Genomic DNA, 18,809 nt, shown 5'->3' on the forward strand with positions numbered 1-18,809 from the left:
CGTGCTCCTCACTCTCCCAACGCGCGGTCGCGCATCGCGAGCGACAGTACGAGAGCGAGCAGCAGGACGGGCACCGCGACGAAGAAGACGGTGCCCAGCGAGTCGGCGTAGGCCTCGGTGAAGCCCTGCCGCAGGTTCTCGGGGAGCTTGTCGAGCGCGTCGGCGGTCAGATTGGTCATGGACCGGGCGCTGTCGCCGGGCACGTGCCGGGGCAGTTCGATGGCCAGCCGCGCCGAGAACACCGCGCCGAACGCCGAGATCCCGAACGAGGCCCCGACCAGCCGCGCGTAGGTGACCGTGGCGGTCACGGCGCCGATCTGGGCGGGCGGTGCGCAGCCCTGAACGGCCACCATGAACACCTGCATCGACAGGCCGGAGCCGACGCCGAGCAGCACCGAGTAGACCACCACGAGCGGCCAGGGCGTGTCGGCGTCCATGGTGGACAGCAGATACGACGCCAGCGCCGCGACGGCCATGCTGGCCACCGGGAACCAGCGGTATTTCCTGGTCTCGGCGATCCGGCGGCCGACCAGGGTGGAGGCGACGAGCAGGCCGAACATCATCGGGATCAGCAGCAGACCGGAGGTGACGGCCGACGCGCCCGAGGCGGCCTGCAGGAAGAGCGGCAGGAAGTTGACGGTGGCCAGGATCGCGAACCCGGCCAGCATGGTGATCGTGTTCGACAGCACGAAGGTGGAGTTGCCGAACAGGCTGAGCGGGATCATCGGTTCGGCCGCGCGCCGCTCGACCACGATCCACGCCGGGATGAGCACGACGATCGCGGCGATCAGCGCGATACCGCGCGTGGACAGCACCGCGTCCAGGCTGCCGACGCGCCCCGCCAGCAGCGCCACGCAGACCGACAGGGCGGCCAGCAGCGCGGCACCCGGGTAGTCGATCTTCGGTCGGCCGCGGGTGGCGGCGGTCGGGAGCAGGAACGCCACCACGGCGAGGGTGACCAGGCCGAGCGGCAGATTGACGTAGAACACCCAGCGCCAGCCGATCGCGTCGGTGACGGCGCCGCCGACGAGCGGGCCCGCGACGCTGGCGACGGCGAACACGCTGGTGGAGTACCCGGCGTACTTGGCGCGCTCGGCGGGCTCGAAGAGCTGGCCGATGAGCGAGAAGGAGGCGACCACCAGCGCGCCGCCGCCGATGCCCTGGATCACCCGGAAGGCGATCAACTGGCTCATGTTCCCGGCCAGTCCGCACAGCATCGACCCGGCGATGAACACCACGACGCCGCCGAGGTACACCAGGCGGTGGCCGAACAGGTCGCCGAGCTTGCCGCCGACGATGGTGGTGATGCTGAGCGTGAGCCCGTACCCGGTGAACACCCAGGCGAAGTGCTCGAGCCCGCCCACGTCGTGCACGACGCTCGGCAGGGCCGCGGCGACGACGGACTGGTCCAGGGTGGACAGCAGCATCCCGAGCAGGATGCCGCCGAAGACCCACAGCCGACGGCTGAGGCTCGGGGGTGCCGCCGCCGGGGCGGGCGCCGTCGTTTCAGCGGTCACAGGGCTACTCCCTTGGGGGGATCGGCGGTCACCGGGCCGGCCCCGTGGAGGGAGGGGACCGGATCGGCGGACCGGGAGTCGAGCGGGCGGTCCTGGACGTAGGCGAGGCCCAGCCGCAGCGCGGTCTCCGCCTTGGCCAGTTCACCGCCCAGGTAGCCCGCGTGGGCGGGGTCGTCGGTGAGCCCGTGGGCGACCGCCGCGAGGGTGAGGGCGGTCGCGCTGCGGCCGCGCAGTTCGTGCCCGCTCGCCAGGTCGTCGCCGTAGTGCCGGAGCACGATCCGGCCGGCCGGGCGGTCGAGGGAGATGACGAAGCAGCCGGCTCCGGCCGAGGCGATGGGGCGGATCCGGCCGACCGCGGCCAGCGGCACCAACCGGGGCGTGCTGGCCGCCAGTTCCTCCCCCAGGACACCGTCCCCACCCCGCACATCGCCCGCGTCGTCGGCGTGGCGGGGCAGGGCGTCGACGGCGGCCAGCACGGCGGCCGGGTCGTCCTGGCCGCGCAGGTCGTGGACGGCGATCCGGCGGCGGAAGGCGGCGACGACGGGCGGCCGCAGATTGGGGAGATGGGCCCGGTGGCCGAGCGCGCCGATGATGGTGCCGTCGGGGGCGGTGCCGTGCGCGGCCAGCGCCAGCAGGCTCTGGCCGGGGTGGAACAGCCGGGAGTCGTGCCCGCAGACCACCAGATGCCGGACCGCCGGACGGGCGAGGGCGCCTCTGACGAGCTCCTCGATCCCCAGGTTGGCGGTGGCCAGCGGGGCCGCCACCGCCACCCGGGGATGGCCGGCCAGCCGCGCGGGCAGCGTATGCGTGCGCAGCGTGCAGACCGCGACGTCGGCGGTCCGGTGGTTCACCACGTGGGGGCACCCCCGTTGTACGAGCGGGGCGCGCCGCCGGGGGTCACCGGCGGGAGGCTGGAGCTGATGGCGGTGACGTCCGCGCCGAACCGGTGCAGCCGCATCCCGACGCGCAGCTGCTCGGCGCGGATGCGGTCGATGCAGGTGCGGAAGCGGGTCTCGATCTGCTCCAGTTGGCGGCGGCGCTTGGCGGGGTCCAGGCGGTCGGTGAGGACGTCGTCGAGGTTCTCCATGAAGAACTCGTGGTTCTGCCGCCCCATGTCCTGGCGGGTCTCGTGCAGGAAGTCCTTGAACCCCTCCAGGACCTCCATCGCCCCCGGAAGGGCGTGGAAGCGGCGGTAGAGCCGGGAGACGAAGGTCTGCACGACGACGTTGAACGTCTCGAACTCGAACACCGCCGACTGGTCGGTGATGACGCCGCGCTTGTGGTAGTCCTCGTCGTTGTAGAGCGAGGCGAAGTGGACGGCGAGCCGCTCGACGCGCTCATCGCTGTGGCGGTAGTCGTAGGGGTCGAGATTGTCCTCGTAAGCGGGGCCGAGGAGGCCGTCGTCCGCCAGTTTGCGGGCGATGGACGTGCCCGGGTAGACCTCCAGCCGCTCGGTGAGCCGGCGCAGGTTGTGCCCGGCGTGCCGGCGCAGGAAGTCGGCGTTCTGGGTCAGGGTCTCGACCGTGGCGTAGGGGTGGAACGGAATGAACCCCATGGCCAGATAGATGCCGTGCTCGCGCAGCAGCCGGATGATGGTGATGTTGTCCTCGACGGTGGCGCGCTTCTCCCACAGCAGCAGCTCTTCGGGGACGCCGGATTCGATGCCGACGTTGACCTTCTCCAGGCCGCTGCGGACGAGCAGGTCGAGCAGGTCGTGGTCCTCGGCGCAGTCGGACCAGTTCTCGGCGCGCATGCAGACGTTGTAGTAGATGTCGAGACCGCGGTCGAGGATGCCCTCGGCGATGGCGCGGACCCGTTTCTTGCCGACCCGGCCGCCGTCGGGGTCCTCGAAGGTGGAGTCGATGAAGTCGAAGGTGCGGAACCGGTGGTCGCGGACGAGCTGCTCCACCTCGTCCAGGACGTAGTCGGGGCCGACCCCGCGCCATGCCTTGCCCGCCTGGACGCGGTTGCCGAGGTTGGGGGCCGAGCAGAAGGTGCAGCGGGCGACGCAGCCGCGGCTGGTGCTGACCCGGACGTATTCGAGCTTGTTGCCGTGGGCGATGAGCTGATCGCGGACCGGGTACGGCAGCACCTCCAGGTTGTGGACGAGCGGGCGGGCCGGGTTCTGCCGGTATCCGCCGTCCTGATCCCGGTAGCCGATGCCGGGGCAGTCGGCGATGTCCTCGCCGAGGGCGAGCCGCTGGGCGAGGTCCAGGATGATGGGCTCGCCCTCGCCGACCGCGACGATGTCGGCGTGCGGGTTGACCCGCAGCACATCGGTGCCGGTGAACGTCCCGGCGGGGCCGCCGCAGGCGATGACCACCTCGGGCATCTCCTTGCGCAGGGCAGCGCAGAACTCCACGCAGCTGGGCACGTTGAGGCTCATCAGCGTGAAGCACACCAGGCCGGGGGCGTAGGCGGCGATGGCGTCCACGACCTCCTGGTGGTGGCCGTGCTCGGCCTCGCGGATCTCGCAGGAGAAGCCCGCCGCGCGCAGCGTCGCGGCCATATAGGCGACGCCGAGGTGTTCGGGGGACATCACCAGGTCGCCGTCGAGCAGGATCACGAAGCTCACCCGGAAGGCGGCCGGGTCGGTGATCCTGGCGTCGAGCGCTATCTCGAAGTGTCCCGGCTTCTCCCGGGGCTGGAGCCCCAGCTCTTTCCCGGACGTCAGCATCGGATGTCCTCCTCGTTCCGCGGCCGCATGACCCGCACGTCGGTGCCCTCGGTTCCGGGTGGCGGATCGATGCCCAGGGAGGCCAGGACGGTCGGCGCCACGTCTCGCATGTGCAGGGGGTCGGTGCCCTGGTCGCCCCGGCACCAGAAGGTGGCGTCCGGGCGGGTGTGGGTGCCGGTCAGCGGGGCGTCCCCGATGATCCGGTCGGTGGCCCACGCGCCCCGGATCTGTACGCCGGGGGCGGGCATCACGACCAGGTCGGGGGCGTCGTCCGCGTACGGGCCGGCGTAGGTCTCCGGCCCGGAGAGCACCTCGGCGGCGACGGGGGTGCCGGCGCCGCCCTCGGTGATCCGGCCGTCCTCGGCGATCCGCAGGGCGAGCAGCCGCGCGGTGAGCTCGCCGGGGTCGGTGGGCGGTCCGCCGCGGGGGAAGCGGTCGGTGGTGTTGAGGTAGATACGGCCGGGGTCGAGCGCGAACGCCCGGGTGCGCTCGTCGATCTCCTCCAGGGACTCGGCGCCGGGCGGCAGCGCGAGGTACCCGGCCCGCCGCAGCCAGGCGTTCAGATAGAACTGTGTGTGCGCCGGGCCGAAGCCGTGGTCGCTGGCGAGGAACAGCGCGCCGTCCCCGGCACGGTCGGCCAGCTCCGCCACGGCCTCGTCGACCCTTCGGTAGAAGTCGAGGATGCGGCCGTGGAGCCGGGCGGCGGGGTCGGTGAGCGAGCTCCACAGGAAGTGGTGGACGCGGTCGGTTTCGGTGAGCACGCACACCGCCAGGTCCCAGCCGCCGGACAGGACGTGGGCGAAGCCGGCGCGGCGGGCGGCGAGGGCGGCCTCCGCCCGGTCCAGGAACCCGTCCGGATCGGCCGTCACGTCGCCCACCTCGACGTCGAGCTGGTAGTCCAGGGCGCGCAACGGCCCGCGCAGCTCGGGCGGGTACACGGCCCGGTCGAAGTCGGGGGCCACGAACCCGGACACCAGCGTGCCGCGCAGCGGCGGCGCGGGGTAGGTGCTCGGCACGTTCATGATCACGCTGCGGCCGCCGTCGCGGTCGACCGCCTCCCACAGCGGCGGGGCCTTCAGATGGCCGTAGTTGGGGAAGTAGGTGCGGTAGGTGCCGGGCCGCAGGTCCACGAATCCGTAGATGCCGTGGGTGCCGGGGTCGGTCCCGGTGAGGAAGCCGGCCCAGGACGTGGAGCTGATCTCCGGGACGGGCGCGCTCATCGCGCGCAGGCTCCCCTGCGGCAGCAGGCCCGCGGTCTTCGGCATGACACCCTGGTCGGCCAGGTCGCGCAGCAGCCAGTACGGGACGCCGTCCAGCCCGATCACCATCGCGCTCATCGCCGGTCCTCCCCCGCGATCTGGTCCACGATGCCCAGGCCGAGGATGCGGACGGAGCCGTCGGTGAGCATGAACCGGCCCAGCGGCGCGCACACCCGTACGTCGTCGCCGTCGGCGGGCCGGTCGAGCAGCACGGTCAGCTCGGCGACCTCGCTGAACCGCACCGGGCCCCGGTCGGTCGCGTCCGGGGCGCGCCGGGCGCTGTCCCAGTGGCGCTCCACCCGGGCGATGCGGCCGGTCAGGTCGGCGCCGGCCCGGCGCAGGGTGCACCGGGCGCCCTCGGCGAACCCGTCCTCGGCGGTGCACAGCACCCGGACCCGCCACCGGTCGCCGCGCAGCGGCCGCCGGTCGGGGGGTGCCAGCAGGGTGCCCGGCGCACACGGCGGCCCGGACAGCACCAACCCGATGTTGTCGCCCGTGGCGGCCGACTCCTGGGGCGGCTCGCCGAAGCGCTCGATGCGCAGGGCGGTGCGGGCGTCCTCGCCGGGTGCGACGAGACGGTCCCCGACGCGCAGTTCACCGCTGAGCACCCGGGCCAGCACCCGGCCCTCGACGACGTCCTGGGCCTCGACCCGCAGCGGCGCGCCGCCGTCGCCCCAGGGGGTCAGGTCGGCGAGGGTGTCGAGCAGGGGACGGCCGGTGTACCAGGGCAGCCGGGTGCTGGGGGCGGTGACGTTGTCCCCGGTCATCGCGCTGACCGGGACGGCGGCCACCAGCGCCAGGCCGATCTCGTCGGCGAGCGCGGCCACCTGCCGGGCGGCGGTGTGGAACTCCGCCTCCGCCCAGCCGGCCAGATCCATCTTGGTGATGGCGCAGACGACGGCGGTGACGCCCATCATGGCCAGGACCCGCATATGGCGCCGGGTCTGCTCGGCGGCGCGCTCGCGGCAGTCCACCACGATCACGGCGGCCTCCGCGCGGGACGCCCCGGTCGCCATGTTGACGAGCAGTTCGGCGTGGCCGGGCACGTCGATCAGCACATACCGGCGGCTTCCGGTCTCCAGGACCGCGCTGGCGGTGTCGAGGGTGAACAGGTCGGCGCGCTCCTCGGTCAGCCCGTCGAGCAGGAACGCCAGCCCGCCGTCCTCGACGGGCACGTCCAGCCGGTCGGTGGTAACGCTGCCGGTGTCCAGCAGGAGCCGGCCGAGCAGGGTGGACTTGCCGTGGTCCACCTCCCCCACGAACGCCACGCGCAGGGTGTCGGCGTCACGGGCGGTGGCTGCGGGGGTCGGTCCCCCCTCGGGCAGTACGGGTGTCGTCACTGATGCCGCCTCACATGTATCCGAGGGCGCGGAGCTTCTCCATCGCCGCCGCGTCTTCCTTGTCCTGCGCCCGGCCCGCGCGCTCGCCCTCGCGGGAGCGGCGGACCTCGATGACCACGTCGGTGACCGTCCCGGCGTCGCTGCGCACCGGGGAGCAGCAGCACTCGCAGCCGATCGACCGGTAGCGGTTCCCGTCGTTCGCGAAGTACAGGTCGGGGACGGGGATGCCCTCCTGCCGCACGTACTCCCAGATGTCGATCTCCCGCCAGGAGAGCATCGGGTGGACGCGCATATGTCCGCCCTCGTCCACCGCGGCCTGCCGCAGATCCCAGAATTCGGCCGGCTGGTTGCGGTAGTCCCAGCCGAAGGACCGGTCCCTGGGGCTGAAGACCCGCTCCTTGGCGCGCACTCCGTGCTCGTCCCCGCGGATGCCGAGCAGCACGGCGTCGTGTCCGCCGGTCTCCAGGGCCTCCTGGAGGGCGTTGGTCTTCAGGGCCGTGCAGCATTCCAGCTTGGTCGCGGCGGTCGGGCCCATCCCCGCGGCCAGCGCCTTCTCGTTGCGATGCACCCGCAGGTCCAGGCCCCACTCCCGGGACCAGCGGTCGCGGAACTCATACATCTGCCGGAACTTGTAGGAGGTGTCGATGTGGATGACGGGGAAGGGCACGTCCCCGAAGAACGCCTTGCGGACCAGCCACAGGAGCGTGGTCGAGTCCTTGCCCATCGACCACAGCAGGGCCGGGTTGGTGAACCTGCCGCGCACCTCGCGCAGCACCTGCACCGTGTCGTTCTCAAGGTCGCGCAGCGCCGAAGGCACTCACGTCACCCCTTTCGGAAAGAACCCCCACCACGAGGGGATGACAGCCCCGGAACCGCCCGGGGAACCGGCCGTTCGGCTTGGTCAGGCCGATGGACAGAAAGCAGGACCCCGCCAGGTCGGGCAGCGGCCCCTCCAGCGGCGCCGGGAAGGCGCGGACCAGCCGGGCGTCGCGCACGATCCAGTCGTGCTGCGCACCGGAGGCGTCGGTGAACTCCAGCCGCAGGAAGGAGCGGCCCCCGGTGGCGCGCCGCCCGTAGACCCGGCGGACGTCGGCCGGCACCAGACCGGCGCTGCGCTCGCCCGCGAACGCCTTGTCCACGGTCGCGTCGGCGGTGTCCTTCAGCAGCCGCTCGCGCATCGCGGGGTCGAGGGCCGGGCCGGCGGGCCGGGGCGGCGCGATGACGGCGCGGTCCTCGGGGCGGGCGTCCGGCTCGGTGCTCGGGCCGAGGCCGATCCGGACGGGGTGGAAGAACGCGTAGGGACCCTCGGGGCCCACCTGCTCGGCGGTGACGGGCTCGGGGCGGATCCAGCGGCCGTCCAGATCGAGGCCCGCGACGCACGCACCGCCGTCCGCGTCGAGCGTCACCGCCAGGGGCAGGAGGGTGCCGGTCATGAGGCACCCGCCGGGGCCGGGCGGAGCGCGGGGGCGGTCAGTGCCGTACCGGGCAGGTCGGCGGCGGGGTCCAGGCCGAGCATCGTCAGCAGCGTCGGCGCGATGTCCAGCGGCCGGGCCGGGCCGCCGCGCCCGGCGGTGAACGCGGCGCCCGCCCCGGCCCAGTAGGAGTCGCGCCGGTGCCAGCCGCTCTGCAGCATCCGGTTGGTGCGGCCGGACCAGAACGGGTCGCCCAGCGGCAGATACCGCCAGTCGGCCGGGTCGAGGACGAGGTCGGGCGCGGCGTCGGCGGCCGGGCCGCCGTGCAGTTCCTCGCGCGGGATGGCGCGGGTGAGGAACCGGGTGCCGGTGGCCGGGTTGATGTGCTCCTCCAGGACGGCGGCGACATCGGCCAGCACCCGGGCGCGGTCCGCGGGGCGGACGGTGCCGTCCCGGTAGCGGCCCGCGAGGTTGAGGTTGACGCCCTGCGCGCCCTGCACCGCCTCGAACGCGGTCGTCCGCGACCAGTCGGGCGTGCCGTCCGGGCCGAGGGTGAGCAGCCCGGCCGCCGCCAGTACGTCGTTGACCGACCGGTAGGAGCGCAGGGGCCCGAACCCGATCTCGGAGAACGCCAGCAGGCTGGTGTGGTCGTCGAGCCGCTCCAGCAGCTGGCCGAGCACCCGGTCGGCCAGCCGGTAGGCGCGCAGCACCGCCTGGTCGGCCTCGGGGACCGGGCTGCCCGGCTCGGTCTCCTGCCAGTAGACGTGCGAGAGCCGGTCGATGGCGGTGAGGTTGAGGACGGTCAGGTCGGGGCGGTCACCGACCCGGCCGTCCAGCATCGCCAGGGCCGCGTCGGCGCGCTGCCGGTCGGCGTTCAGCACACCGGAGACGAACGGGTCCTTGGGGCCGCCGGTGAACCAGACGGTGACGTCGTGCACCGGCCGCACACCCTCGCGGGCCAGCAGCACCGGCAGATTCCGCGGATGGCAGGCCTGCACGGTGGCGCGCATCGGATAGCTGAGGCAGTACCCGTCGACCGGCTCCACCGGATGGGTGCCGAACAGGTTCACCAGCCCGACCCGGCGGCCCGTCAGCTCCGGCCGCCGCCACAGGAACGGGCGGCGGGCGGCGGAGCCGTCGAGCACGGCCGGCCGGTAGTCGGGGGCGTGCACGTCCCAGTAGGAGAAGCAGCCGTGCTCATCGGGCGCGAATCCGGTGAACGCGCTGAACAGCCCCGGTGCCTCGTAGGGGACGAAGTCCGACCGCAGCGGCCCGCTCGCGCCCAGTGCGCGCAGCCGGTGGAGATGCGGCAGCCGCTCCGGGCCCCACCGGTCGATCAGCTCCGGGCACGCCCCCTCGGTGATCAGGACGACGGCCCGTGCCCGGGCGCTCATCCGCGCCCCCCGTCCGGGCCGGCCAGCCGCAGCGCGGCGGCGGAGCCGCCCGGCGCGACGGTGGACACGATCGCGGCCGCGCCGGGCTCGACGGCGACCCGCGCGACCGCCGCGACGAGGGCCAGCAGCGGCCCGGCGGCCAGCGCGCCGCCGAGCGCCTCGGGCCGGAAGCCGGAGGCGAGCAGCTTGACCTCGCCGGTGTCGGACAGATTGCCCTTGCCCACGTGGTACGAGAGGTGCGGCCGGTCGGCGCCGTCCGCGCCGACCGCCGTCAGACAGCGGGTCAGCGCGGCCGCCGCCGCGTCGGTCCGGCCCGGTGCCTGGGGCTCCGACCAGCTCGCGCAGCCGGTGACGACCGCGCGCACCGGCGCGCCGCGCTCCCGCGCGCCGTCGGCGCGCTCCAGCACCACGCATGCCGCGCTGTCCGCCGGCTCCTCCACGGCCCGGCCCTGACGGTCCGCCAGCAGCCGGGCCGCGTCGCGGGTCGGGGCGTCGCCCGCGTCGCCACCGCCCGCGATCACGATGTCGCAGGCCCCGGCCGCCAGCAGCGCCCGGCCGACCTCCACCGCCTGCAGACCGGCCGCCGGTCCGCTGATCAGGGTGACCATCGGGCCGGTGACACCGGCGGCCCGGCACACCAGGGTCGCGGCGAGCTGCGGCCCGTGGTCCAGCGACATCGACGGGGTGATCCGCGTCGGATCGGCGGACAGGTGCGGGCACAGTGTCTCGGCCATCGCGCTCAAGCCCCCGACGGCCGTGCCCATGACCACCGCCACCCGGCGGCCGGCCAGCGGCCCGTCGGCGGGCAGGGGTACGGGCAGGCCGGCGTCGGCCATCGCCTGCGCCGCCGCGCCGAACCCGAGCTGTGCCGAGCGGCTGAGGTACTGGTAGCCCGCCGCCGCGTCGATGTGGTCCAGCACGGAGTAGGGCCGGGTCCGCTCGGGTGCGGCGTTGGGACCGTAGGCGGCCTCCAGGGCGTTAGGGCCGTCGCCGAGCCTGCTCACCGCGCCGGTCCCGGTCACCACCACGTCGGGGACGGGCTCGAAGTCGCCCCGCGCGGCGGGGACGGAGTCCCCCGGGCGGAACGCCAGGACGGCGTTGGTGCCGCCGCCGCCCAGCGAGTTGGACACCGCCGCGCGGATCCGCTGCGGGCGGCCGCGCAGCGGGACGTAGTCCAAGGTGAGCGCGGGGTCGATGCGGTCGAGCTTGGCCGTGGGGTGGACCCACTGCTCGGTGAGGCAGTACACGGTCGCGATCGCCTCGATGATCGGGGACGCGGCGGCCAGATGCCCCACGATCGACTTGGTGCTGCTGATCGCGACCTGGCCCGCCCGGTCGCCGAAGACCAGCTTCGCCGAGGCCGTCTCCAGCCGGTCGATCAACGGGGTCCCGGTGCCGTGCGCGTTGAAGTAGTCGATGTCCTCCGGCGAGAGCCCGGCGTCGGCCAGGGCCAGCCGGATCGCCTCGGCGTTGGACGCGCCGTCCTCCGGCGGGATGATCGCGTGCGGGTTGTCGTCGCAGGTGATGGCCCAGCCCGCGAGCCCGGCCAGCGGTGTGCCGCCGCGCGCGGCGACGTCGGCGGCGCGCTCCAGGATCAGCGCCCCGGCCCCGTCCCCGAGGACGCTGCCGTCCCGGTCGGCGTGGAAGGGGCGCAGGTCGTGCCCGACGAATCCGGCGCGCTCCGCCCCCCAGTAGGAGGTGGCCTTGAGATGGTCGGCGCCGACCACCACGGCCCGGTCCACGGTGCCCTGACGCAGCGCCAGCAGGGCCATCGCGGTCGCGGTGGTGCCGGACGCGCAGGCGTTCGTCACCGCGTACCGGGGCCCCTCGATGCCGAGCCGGTGGGCCAGCACATCGGCGAGCACCCCGATCGGGAACCGCACCATCGCCTCGGCCAGCTCGTCGTCCACCTGCGGGTCGGCCCCGGCGGACAGCGCCCGGCGGGCGGCCAGGAAGTCGTCCCAGCGGTCCTCCAGCGCCCGGTTGTCACCGCCGGTCGTGCCCACGTACAGGCCGGTGACGCCCGGTGCGGGCCCGCCCGCCTGCGCGAGCGCCTCACGGGCGGCGTCCACGGCCATGTCCGACAGCCGCCAGGGGCCAGTCCGGCGTGGGTCCTCGATCTGGGCCGAGCGGTTCTTGCCGCGCGCGACCGCGATGCCGCGCAGCTCGTGCAGGCCCGACTCGCCCTCGCGCAGCGCCTCGAACAGCGCGGTGCAGCCGTCGCCGAATACGGTGACCGCGCCCATGCCCGTGATGACCACCGGGAAGCTCACGCTCGTCGCCCCCCGTCAATCCCGGGCGGCGGCGGTCCGCGCCGCGCGCTCGTCCACATAGGCGGCGAGCGTGTCGAGCGAGTCGACCAGCTCGACGCTGAGGTCCTCGTCCTGGATCTGTATGCCGAACTCGTTCTCCACCCAGATGAGGAACTCCAGCCCCATCACCGAGTCGATGCCGACCGCTTCGCGCAGGCCCGTGTCGGGCACCGCCTCGGGGGCGAGATCCAGCCGCAGTGATTCCACCAGCACGCGGCGCAGACGGTCCTTGGTGTCGTTCATCAGGCCTCCGTACGTTGTCGGGCGGCCCGGGAGGGCCGGATGTTGTGCCAGTCGTGGCTCGTGGGAGTGGCCGTCCGGCCCTCCGGGGCGCCCTGGTCGCTGATGGACCTGCGCGCAGTGGCCGCGGTCGCCGGATTGGTCGTCGTGACCAGATGGGTCGCTGTCACCGGATGGGTCGCCTTCTCACAGGTAGCCCATGGCGCCCAGCGCCTTGGCGGTCAGATCCTCTTCGCTCAGCCGCGCCGTCTCCTCGGGTCGCCCGGACGCCACCGCGGAGGCGGTCTCCCCGGGGGCGAGGAAGGTCCGTCCACCGTCAACGCCGTCCCGGCCATCCCACTGCAGCGGGCGGCCGTGGACGGCGGCCGGGAACGTCAGGCCGGTCTCCTCCAGCAGCGTGGGCATCAGATCGGCGAGCGCGACGGGCGCGGTGCGGCGGCCGGGCGGGAGGCTCGTCCCGCGCAGCGCCCACATCCCCAGGTAGCGGTGCATGCCGGTCTGTTCGCTGGGCCGCCACAGCGGACCGCCGATCGCCGGGCTCGCCAGCACGCCCTCGTCGGCGGGGATGAGCAGCAGATCGGGGGCCGCGTGGGTCATCGGGCCCGGGTAGGCGTCGGCGCGCGGCAGCGCGGCGGCGAAGACCGGTGCGCCGGTGTCGGGGGCGCGCAGCCCCAGCAGCAGCTCGGCGGCCTCGGCCAGGACGGGGCCCGGGTCGGTCACCATGCCGTCGCGCTGGCGGCCGGCGAGGTTGACGTTGACCGCGTAGCAGCCGGGGGTGGGCATATAGGCGCGGGTGCGGGTGAAGTCCACCTCGCGTCCCTCGGCCCGGAACCAGTCGGCGAGGCCGTCGCCCTCGGCGGGCGGTGCGGCGGCGGGCCGGGTGGCCAGCAGCCCGGCCTCGGCGAGGACGGCGTTGACCGCGACGTTGTAGCGGCCCGGCCCGAACCCGTGGTCCGACAGCAGCAGTACGGGCGTCTCGTCGCCCACCGCGTCGAGGATCTCGCCGAACACCTCGTCGATCGCGATGTGGGTGGCGCGGATCGCGTCGGCCCACTCCTGGCGGTCGGGGGTGGTGTGGCGGTCGTGGCAGGCGTCGGCGAAGTGCCAGTAGTGGTGGCAGATGCGGTCGATCTCGGTGATGACCGCCATGAAGACGTCGACCGGGCGCTCCCGCAGCAGATACTGGATCGTCCGGCCGCGCGCCCGGACGTGCTCGACGGCGGCCTCCGCGTAGGACAGATCGCCTTGGAACATCGCGGCGATGTCGGCCTTGAAGCCCGCGCCCGCCCGGGCCAACTCCCCCAGCAGGCCCGGTGGTTCGCTGTAGCGCAGGGTCCGCGCCAGCGGCCAGGTGAGCTGGTAGCCGGGGACCTCGCGGGGCGGGTGGGACATCGGCACATTGACGAGCCCGACGCTCCAGCCCTGCCGGGCGAACCACTCCCAGGCGGTGTCGCAGCCGTAGTCGCCGGTCCCGACCAGGCGGTCCCCGTAGACCGGGTCCTGGGTGTCGAAGAATTGGTAGATGCCGTGGCCGCCGGGGCGGCGCGCGGTGACGAACGTGCTCCAGCCGGGCGCGGTGTGCGCCGGCCAGGTGGTGGTGGTCGGGCCGTGTGCGCTGTCGGCGAGCAGCTTCCCGAGCACCGGCAGCGCGCCCTCGGCGACCAGCGGCTCGATCAGCTCGAGGCTGCCCCCGTCGATGCCGAGCACGACGGCCTTGGGTGGTGCGGTATGCGGCATGGTCGGTCCCCCCTGCTCACCGCTTGTGGGGCCACGGTATGCAGCCTGACAACTAAAGTCAAACATCCTCATTGACTTTGGTCATCGCGCTCGCAATCATCGAGGTCATGAGCGCTACCTCCGCTGTCGTCTTCGACCTGGACGGCGTCCTGCTCGACACCACCGAGAACATGCGCCGCGCCTTCGCCGCCACCTGGCGGGCCGCCCGGCGGCCGGGCGATCCACCGTTCACCACGTTCCTGGCCCATATGGGCGCGCCGCTGCCCCGGATCCTCGAAGCGCTCGGCCTGCCCTCCGAGTTGGCGGCGGTCTACGCGGCCGAGAGCACCCGCCACATCGAGCTGGTCACCGCGCACCCGGGCATCCCGGTGGTGCTGGCCTCGCTCGCCTCGGCCGGGGTGCCGACCGCCGTCGCGACCGGGAAGACCTACGAGCGCGCCCTGCAGGCGCTCACCGCCGCCGGGATCGCCCACGCCCTGGACGTCGTGATCGGCAGCGACCAGGTGACGCGGCCCAAGCCCGATCCGGAGATCGTGCGGACCGCGCTCGCCGCACTGCCCGACGCCCCTGACACGGCACGGGCGTTCTTCGTCGGCGACAGCGTGCTGGACATGCGCTCCGGCCGGGCCGCGGGCGCCACCGTGGTCGCGGCGGGCTGGGGGCAGACCGCCCCGGAGACGCTGCGCGCCGAAGGCCCCGACCACTACGCGGGGACCGCCCTCGGCCTGCTCGCCGTGTTCGGCCTGCCCTCCCCCGTGCGGGAGACGTCTCCGGGATCCCACGATGGCTGAGCTGCTGCTGCTCAACGGCCCGAACCTGGCGCAACTCGGCCGGCGCCGCCCGGAGATCTACGGCACCACGACGCTCGCCGGGATCGAGGAGATGGTCCGCGAAGCCGTCCCCGGCCACACCGTGCGGGCCGTGCAGGACGAATGCGAGGGGGCGCTTGTGCGCGCCGTGCACGCCGCCGGCGACTGCGCGGGCGCCATCGTCAACCCGGGTGCGCTGATGATGGCCGGGTGGAGCCTGCGCGACGCGCTGGAGAGCTTCCCCGCCCCGTGGATCGAGGTCCATCTGTCGAATGTGTGGGCCCGCGAGGAGTTCCGGCACCACTCGGTGCTCTCGCCGCCGGCCTCGGGCGTCATCGCGGGCCTGGGCGCCGATGGGTACCGGGTCGCGGCGCTGGCGCTGCTGGCCAGGATCGAGGGCTGATGCGCCGCGTCGTGGTGAGCCCGCATCCCGATGACGCCGTGTGGTCCTGCGGCGGGATGTTCGGCGCGTGGGCGGCGGGCCCCGGCACTCTCACCGTGGTCACGGTCTTCGACGGCGGTCCCGCGGCCGCCGTCCGCCGCGCCGAGGACGCCGCCGCGCTGGCCGCCTGGCCGGTCCGGGCGGCCGGCCTCGGCTTCCCCGACGCCGCGCACCGCGGGGCCCGTTACCCGGGGCCGCTGTCGCGCCGCCGCGCCGTGCACCCCGACGACGCGGAGCTGGCCGAGGCGGTGGCGGCCGCGCTGGCCCCGTATCTGCGCGAGGGCGACCTGCTGCTGCTTCCGCTGGCCGGGCGGACCCATGTGGACCATGTCATCGCGCGTGCGGCCGCCGAGCGCGCGGCGGCCGGGACCGCCGTCCAGGTCGCGTACTACGCCGAGTTCCCCTATCGGCCGCCCCCGGCGGGCGGTCCCGGCATGGAGGTCACCGAGCACCGGGCCGACTTCTCCGCCTGGCTGCGCGGTGCTCTGGCCTACCGGTCCCAGGTGACGGAGATGTTCGGCGGACCGCTGCGGTTCGGCCGGGCGCTGGCGGGGCACGCCCGCACCCCCGCGGTGTGGCGGGAGCACCGGCCGGCCGCTCAGGACCCGGCGGCCGCGAAGTAGGCGGCCAGACTCCCCGTCAGCAGCAGTGGCAGGGCGCGGACGTCGGCGGTGTCGTGGAGCGAGGCGAACCGCTGGTGGGTGACGTCGTGCTGCTCCCAGCGGTCGGGGCGGGCGTGGGTGAGGTGGACGCCGGGCGCGCCCCGGTCCACCGTGGGCCGGTGCCCCGCCGCCAGCAGCCGCACCCCCAGTTCCAGGTCCTCGCAGCCCCAGCGGGTGCCGAAGCCCTCGTCGAAGCCGCCCGCCTGGTCGAACGCCGCCCGCGACAGCGACAGATTGGCGCCCACACAGGCCAGCCAGCCCAGCCGGGCCGGGGCCGTCCCGGCGGCCACGGCCAGCGCGGCGGCCTCCAGGTTGTTGCGGACCAGCCGCTCGCCTCCGTTCAGCACGGCCGCCGCCGCGACCGGGTCGGGGCCGTGGGCCGCCAGCCAGCGGCGGGCGACGGGGAATTCCATCAGCGGACCGTGGACGAAGCCGGGCCCGGTGCCGTGGGCGGCGTGCGCGGACAGAAAGCCGGGGCCGGTGAGGATGTCGTCGTCCACGAACAGCAGGCGGGTGCCACCGGCCGCGCGCGCACCGGTGTTGCGGGCGGCGGCCCGGCCCCGGCGCGGGCCCTCGACGACGCGGACCGGCGCGTCCGCCGGAACGGCCACGGGCCCCTCCCCGTCGCTGACGACGACGATCTCCGCCGAGGGCGGCCGATCGGCCAGCAGACACGCCAGCGTGGCGCGCAGCGACTCCGGCTTGTCCTTCGTCGGGATGACGACGCTCAGCCCGCTCATACGGCCGTGCTCTCCGGCAGGGCCAGCGGGCGGCCCGACGCCCGGTAGGCGGCCTCCAGCAGGTCCACCACGGCGGCGGACTCGGCCAGCTCCGCCTGCCAGTCCAGCCTCCCGGAGGCGAAGTCGGCGATGGCCTCCACCTGCGCGTCGTACTCCCGCCCGACCGGGTCCGGCACGGTGACGCGGCGGTAGGAGTCGGGGCCCCAGGCGGTCAGCGCCGGCTCGGCCACCCGGTTCGGGCTGAACCCGAACGCCCCGGTCAGCACCCGGCACTCACCGCCGCCCTCGACGACGAACCGCGTGCGGTCGGTGGCCACTTCGCTCTCCCAGGCCGCCCGCAGCACCAGCCGCGCCCCGCCCTCGAACTCGGCGCGCACCGTGCCGTCCACCTCGACGTCCACCGGACCCGTGCCCGCCGCGTCACCGCGCCAGACGGCGCGCCCGGGGGTGTGCCCACCGGCGTGCCCGCCGCCCGGCGTGCGCAGTTCGGCCGCCACCGTGGCGAGCCGGGGCCGGCCCAGCAGCCCGAGCGCCACATCGGCCAGATGCCAGCCGAGGTCGAGCAGCGCTCCACCGCCCGCCGTGGCGCGGCCGGTGAACCACGAGCCGGGGCGCGGCACCCCGCCCGCGCGCAGCCAGCTCGCCCGTACGGTCAGCGGCCCCGGCGGCAGGGCACCGGCCAGCCGCCGTACGTCCTCGCGGCGCACGGCGGCCCGGCTGACCAGCAGTCCGACTCCGCGCGCCCGCCCGGCCAGCGTGTCGAACTCCGCGCGGCTCAGGCACAGCGGCTTCTCCACCACCACGGGTATGCCGCGCTCCAGCACGGCGCAGGCCAGCGCGGCGTGGGTGTGGTTGGGGGTGCCGATCACGACCACGTCGGGACGGGCCTCCAGAAAACCGGTCCAGGACGTGGCCGCCGGGACACCGGCGGCCTCCGGGTCGTGGACGGCCGCAAGTTCCAGGCGCGGATGGCGGTGGATCCGCGGCAGCCAGACCGTCCGGTTGACCCAGCCGTAGCCGAGCAGGCCCACCCGCAGCGCAGCGGTCACCGCGTCACCACGGCGTCGCCGGCCCGCGCGGCCAGTGCGGCGACCACGGTGGCCACGCGCTCCACCACGTGTGGTTCGGCCAGCAGCACCCGGTGGTGGATCCACAGGCCGTGGGCGCCCAGGTCCTCCGCCACCGCGCACCGCTCGGCCAGCTCCGGTACGGGGGTCGTGGGCACCGGGCCCGCCCGGAAGGACCCGGTGCGGTAGACGGGCGGGAAGTTGACGCACGCCGGGACGCCCGCCGCCGTCAGCCCCGCCACCAGCGCGTCGCGCGCCGCCCGGCCGGCCGACGGGTCGAGGGCCACCAGGTACATGTAGTGCGGGTTGACGTCCATCCGCGGGTCGCGGGCCTGCAGGCGCAGTCCGGGCACCTCCGCCAGCAGCGCGTCGAGCAGGGCGGCGCGCCGCTCCCGGATCCGCGTCTGCCCGGCCAGGCGGGCGAGCTGGGCGCGCAGGATCGCCGCCGTGAACTCGCTGACGCGGTAGTTGGAGCCGCCCGTCTCGTGCTGGTAGGTGGTGTCGCCGCGCGGCCGCCCGCAGGTGTGCATCAAGTACGCCTGCTCGTACGTCTTCTCGTCGGGCAGGGTCAGCGCCCCGCCCTCCCCCGCGGTCATCAGCTTGCCGTTCTGGAAGCTGTAGCAGGCGACCGTGGGGAACGCGCCGACCGGCGTCCCGTCCCACACCCCGCCCTGGGCGTGCGCGGCGTCCTGGATGAGCGCGAGGCCGTGGTCGGCCGCGAGGTCTCCCAGCCCGTGCATATCGGCGAGGTGGCCGGCCATATGGACGGGGATGACCGCGCGGGTCGCGGGGGTCAGCGCGGTGCGGACGGCTTCGGGTGTCAGGCAGTAGGTGTCGGGGTCCACGTCCGCCGGGACGGGGATGGCGCCGACGTTCTGCACGGCCAGCGAGGTGCTGATGAAGGTGAACGCGGGCAACACGACCTCGTCGCCGGGCCCGATGCCGTGCAGGCGCAGGGCCAGTTCGAGCGCGGCGGTGCCGTTGGTCACCGCGAGCGCGTGCGGCGCGCCGTTGTACGCGGCGAACTCGCGCTCGAAGTCCTCGTTCTCGGTGCCCGCCGCCCGCCACCACTGACCCTGCGCCAGGACACGGTCCAGCGCCGCGCGCTCCGTGTGGTCGTGCTGGGGCCACGGCGGCAGGTCGTCGGGGTCGATCCGGCGGACGGGTGCCGGGGGCGCGGCTGTCGGGTCGAGGGTCACGT

Annotated in this window: 18 protein-coding genes; 3 read left to right on the forward strand and 15 right to left on the reverse strand. The window is 74.4% G+C overall.

Annotated elements, in window-relative coordinates:
• Positions 1 to 8 precede the first annotated feature (8 nt).
• The 12 genes from J8403_RS08645 to J8403_RS08700 are packed head-to-tail and all read right to left on the reverse strand — an operon-like array spanning position 9 to position 13,888.
• Positions 9 to 1,517 carry an MDR family MFS transporter gene (locus J8403_RS08645; protein WP_211122653.1) on the reverse strand — a complete coding sequence of 503 codons (1,509 nt, stop codon included), beginning with the start codon at positions 1,515 to 1,517 and terminating at the stop codon, positions 9 to 11.
• Positions 1,514 to 2,371, reverse strand: coding sequence for a DUF4346 domain-containing protein (locus J8403_RS08650; protein ID WP_211122654.1), 858 nt, complete (start codon positions 2,369 to 2,371; stop codon positions 1,514 to 1,516). The genes J8403_RS08645 and J8403_RS08650 overlap by 4 nt, the downstream gene beginning before the upstream one ends.
• Positions 2,365 to 4,194: a B12-binding domain-containing radical SAM protein gene (locus J8403_RS08655; RefSeq protein WP_211122655.1), complete on the reverse strand. Its 1,830-nt coding sequence runs from the start codon at positions 4,192 to 4,194 to the stop codon at positions 2,365 to 2,367. The genes J8403_RS08650 and J8403_RS08655 overlap by 7 nt, the downstream gene beginning before the upstream one ends.
• Positions 4,188 to 5,531 (reverse strand): alkaline phosphatase family protein, encoded by a 1,344-nt coding sequence (locus J8403_RS08660; RefSeq protein ID WP_211122656.1) that lies wholly within the window; start codon positions 5,529 to 5,531, stop codon positions 4,188 to 4,190. Before J8403_RS08660 ends, J8403_RS08655 begins: the two co-directional genes overlap by 7 nt.
• The gene (locus tag J8403_RS08665) at positions 5,528 to 6,793 is read right to left on the reverse strand and encodes a GTP-binding protein (RefSeq protein ID WP_211122657.1); all 1,266 of its coding nucleotides are present in this window, start codon (positions 6,791 to 6,793) and stop codon (positions 5,528 to 5,530) included. The genes J8403_RS08660 and J8403_RS08665 overlap by 4 nt, the downstream gene beginning before the upstream one ends.
• A 10-nt stretch (positions 6,794 to 6,803) precedes the next feature.
• On the reverse strand, positions 6,804 to 7,610 hold the full coding sequence (cysD, locus tag J8403_RS08670; RefSeq protein ID WP_211122658.1) for a sulfate adenylyltransferase subunit CysD: 807 nt from the start codon (positions 7,608 to 7,610) through the stop codon (positions 6,804 to 6,806).
• Entirely contained in the window at positions 7,585 to 8,226 is a 642-nt protein-coding gene (locus tag J8403_RS08675; protein WP_211122659.1) for a hypothetical protein, read from the reverse strand. Before J8403_RS08675 ends, cysD begins: the two co-directional genes overlap by 26 nt.
• A complete protein-coding gene (locus J8403_RS08680; protein ID WP_211122660.1) occupies positions 8,223 to 9,599 on the reverse strand; it encodes an alkaline phosphatase family protein in 1,377 nt (458 codons plus the stop codon). Before J8403_RS08680 ends, J8403_RS08675 begins: the two co-directional genes overlap by 4 nt.
• Positions 9,596 to 11,872, reverse strand: a complete 2,277-nt coding sequence (locus tag J8403_RS08685) for a beta-ketoacyl-[acyl-carrier-protein] synthase family protein (RefSeq protein ID WP_211122661.1) — start codon at positions 11,870 to 11,872, stop codon at positions 9,596 to 9,598. Before J8403_RS08685 ends, J8403_RS08680 begins: the two co-directional genes overlap by 4 nt.
• Before the next feature lie 15 nt (positions 11,873 to 11,887).
• A complete protein-coding gene (locus tag J8403_RS08690; protein ID WP_137968377.1) occupies positions 11,888 to 12,154 on the reverse strand; it encodes an acyl carrier protein in 267 nt (88 codons plus the stop codon).
• Entirely contained in the window at positions 12,154 to 12,321 is a 168-nt protein-coding gene (locus J8403_RS08695) for a hypothetical protein (protein ID WP_211122662.1), read from the reverse strand. The genes J8403_RS08690 and J8403_RS08695 overlap by 1 nt, the downstream gene beginning before the upstream one ends.
• A 16-nt stretch (positions 12,322 to 12,337) precedes the next feature.
• Complete coding sequence (locus tag J8403_RS08700) at positions 12,338 to 13,888, reverse strand: alkaline phosphatase family protein (protein WP_211122663.1); 1,551 nt, start codon at positions 13,886 to 13,888, stop codon at positions 12,338 to 12,340.
• A 107-nt stretch (positions 13,889 to 13,995) separates the two neighbouring features.
• Here J8403_RS08700 and J8403_RS08705 point away from each other — a divergent pair, with 107 nt between their 5' ends.
• Genes J8403_RS08705 through J8403_RS08715 form a run of 3 tightly spaced genes read left to right on the forward strand, consistent with a single transcriptional unit; the run spans position 13,996 to position 15,762 of the window.
• Complete coding sequence (locus tag J8403_RS08705; protein WP_211122664.1) at positions 13,996 to 14,679, forward strand: HAD family hydrolase; 684 nt, start codon at positions 13,996 to 13,998, stop codon at positions 14,677 to 14,679.
• Complete coding sequence (locus J8403_RS08710) at positions 14,672 to 15,100, forward strand: type II 3-dehydroquinate dehydratase (RefSeq protein WP_211122665.1); 429 nt, start codon at positions 14,672 to 14,674, stop codon at positions 15,098 to 15,100. Before J8403_RS08705 ends, J8403_RS08710 begins: the two co-directional genes overlap by 8 nt.
• Positions 15,100 to 15,762 (forward strand): PIG-L family deacetylase, encoded by a 663-nt coding sequence (locus J8403_RS08715; RefSeq protein ID WP_211122666.1) that lies wholly within the window; start codon positions 15,100 to 15,102, stop codon positions 15,760 to 15,762. The genes J8403_RS08710 and J8403_RS08715 overlap by 1 nt, the downstream gene beginning before the upstream one ends.
• Here the strand turns inward: J8403_RS08715 and J8403_RS08720 are convergent.
• The 3 genes from J8403_RS08720 to J8403_RS08730 are packed head-to-tail and all read right to left on the reverse strand — an operon-like array spanning position 15,738 to position 18,807.
• Positions 15,738 to 16,541, reverse strand: a complete 804-nt coding sequence (locus J8403_RS08720; protein ID WP_211122667.1) for a glycosyltransferase family 2 protein — start codon at positions 16,539 to 16,541, stop codon at positions 15,738 to 15,740. The genes J8403_RS08715 and J8403_RS08720 overlap by 25 nt on opposite strands.
• Positions 16,538 to 17,590: a Gfo/Idh/MocA family protein gene (locus J8403_RS08725; RefSeq protein ID WP_211122668.1), complete on the reverse strand. Its 1,053-nt coding sequence runs from the start codon at positions 17,588 to 17,590 to the stop codon at positions 16,538 to 16,540. The genes J8403_RS08720 and J8403_RS08725 overlap by 4 nt, the downstream gene beginning before the upstream one ends.
• Positions 17,587 to 18,807 (reverse strand): DegT/DnrJ/EryC1/StrS family aminotransferase, encoded by a 1,221-nt coding sequence (locus J8403_RS08730; protein WP_246585764.1) that lies wholly within the window; start codon positions 18,805 to 18,807, stop codon positions 17,587 to 17,589. Before J8403_RS08730 ends, J8403_RS08725 begins: the two co-directional genes overlap by 4 nt.
• Positions 18,808 to 18,809 lie beyond the last annotated feature (2 nt).

It is taken from the genome of Streptomyces yatensis, from assembly GCF_018069625.1.
GTDB lineage: Bacteria > Actinomycetota > Actinomycetes > Streptomycetales > Streptomycetaceae > Streptomyces > Streptomyces yatensis.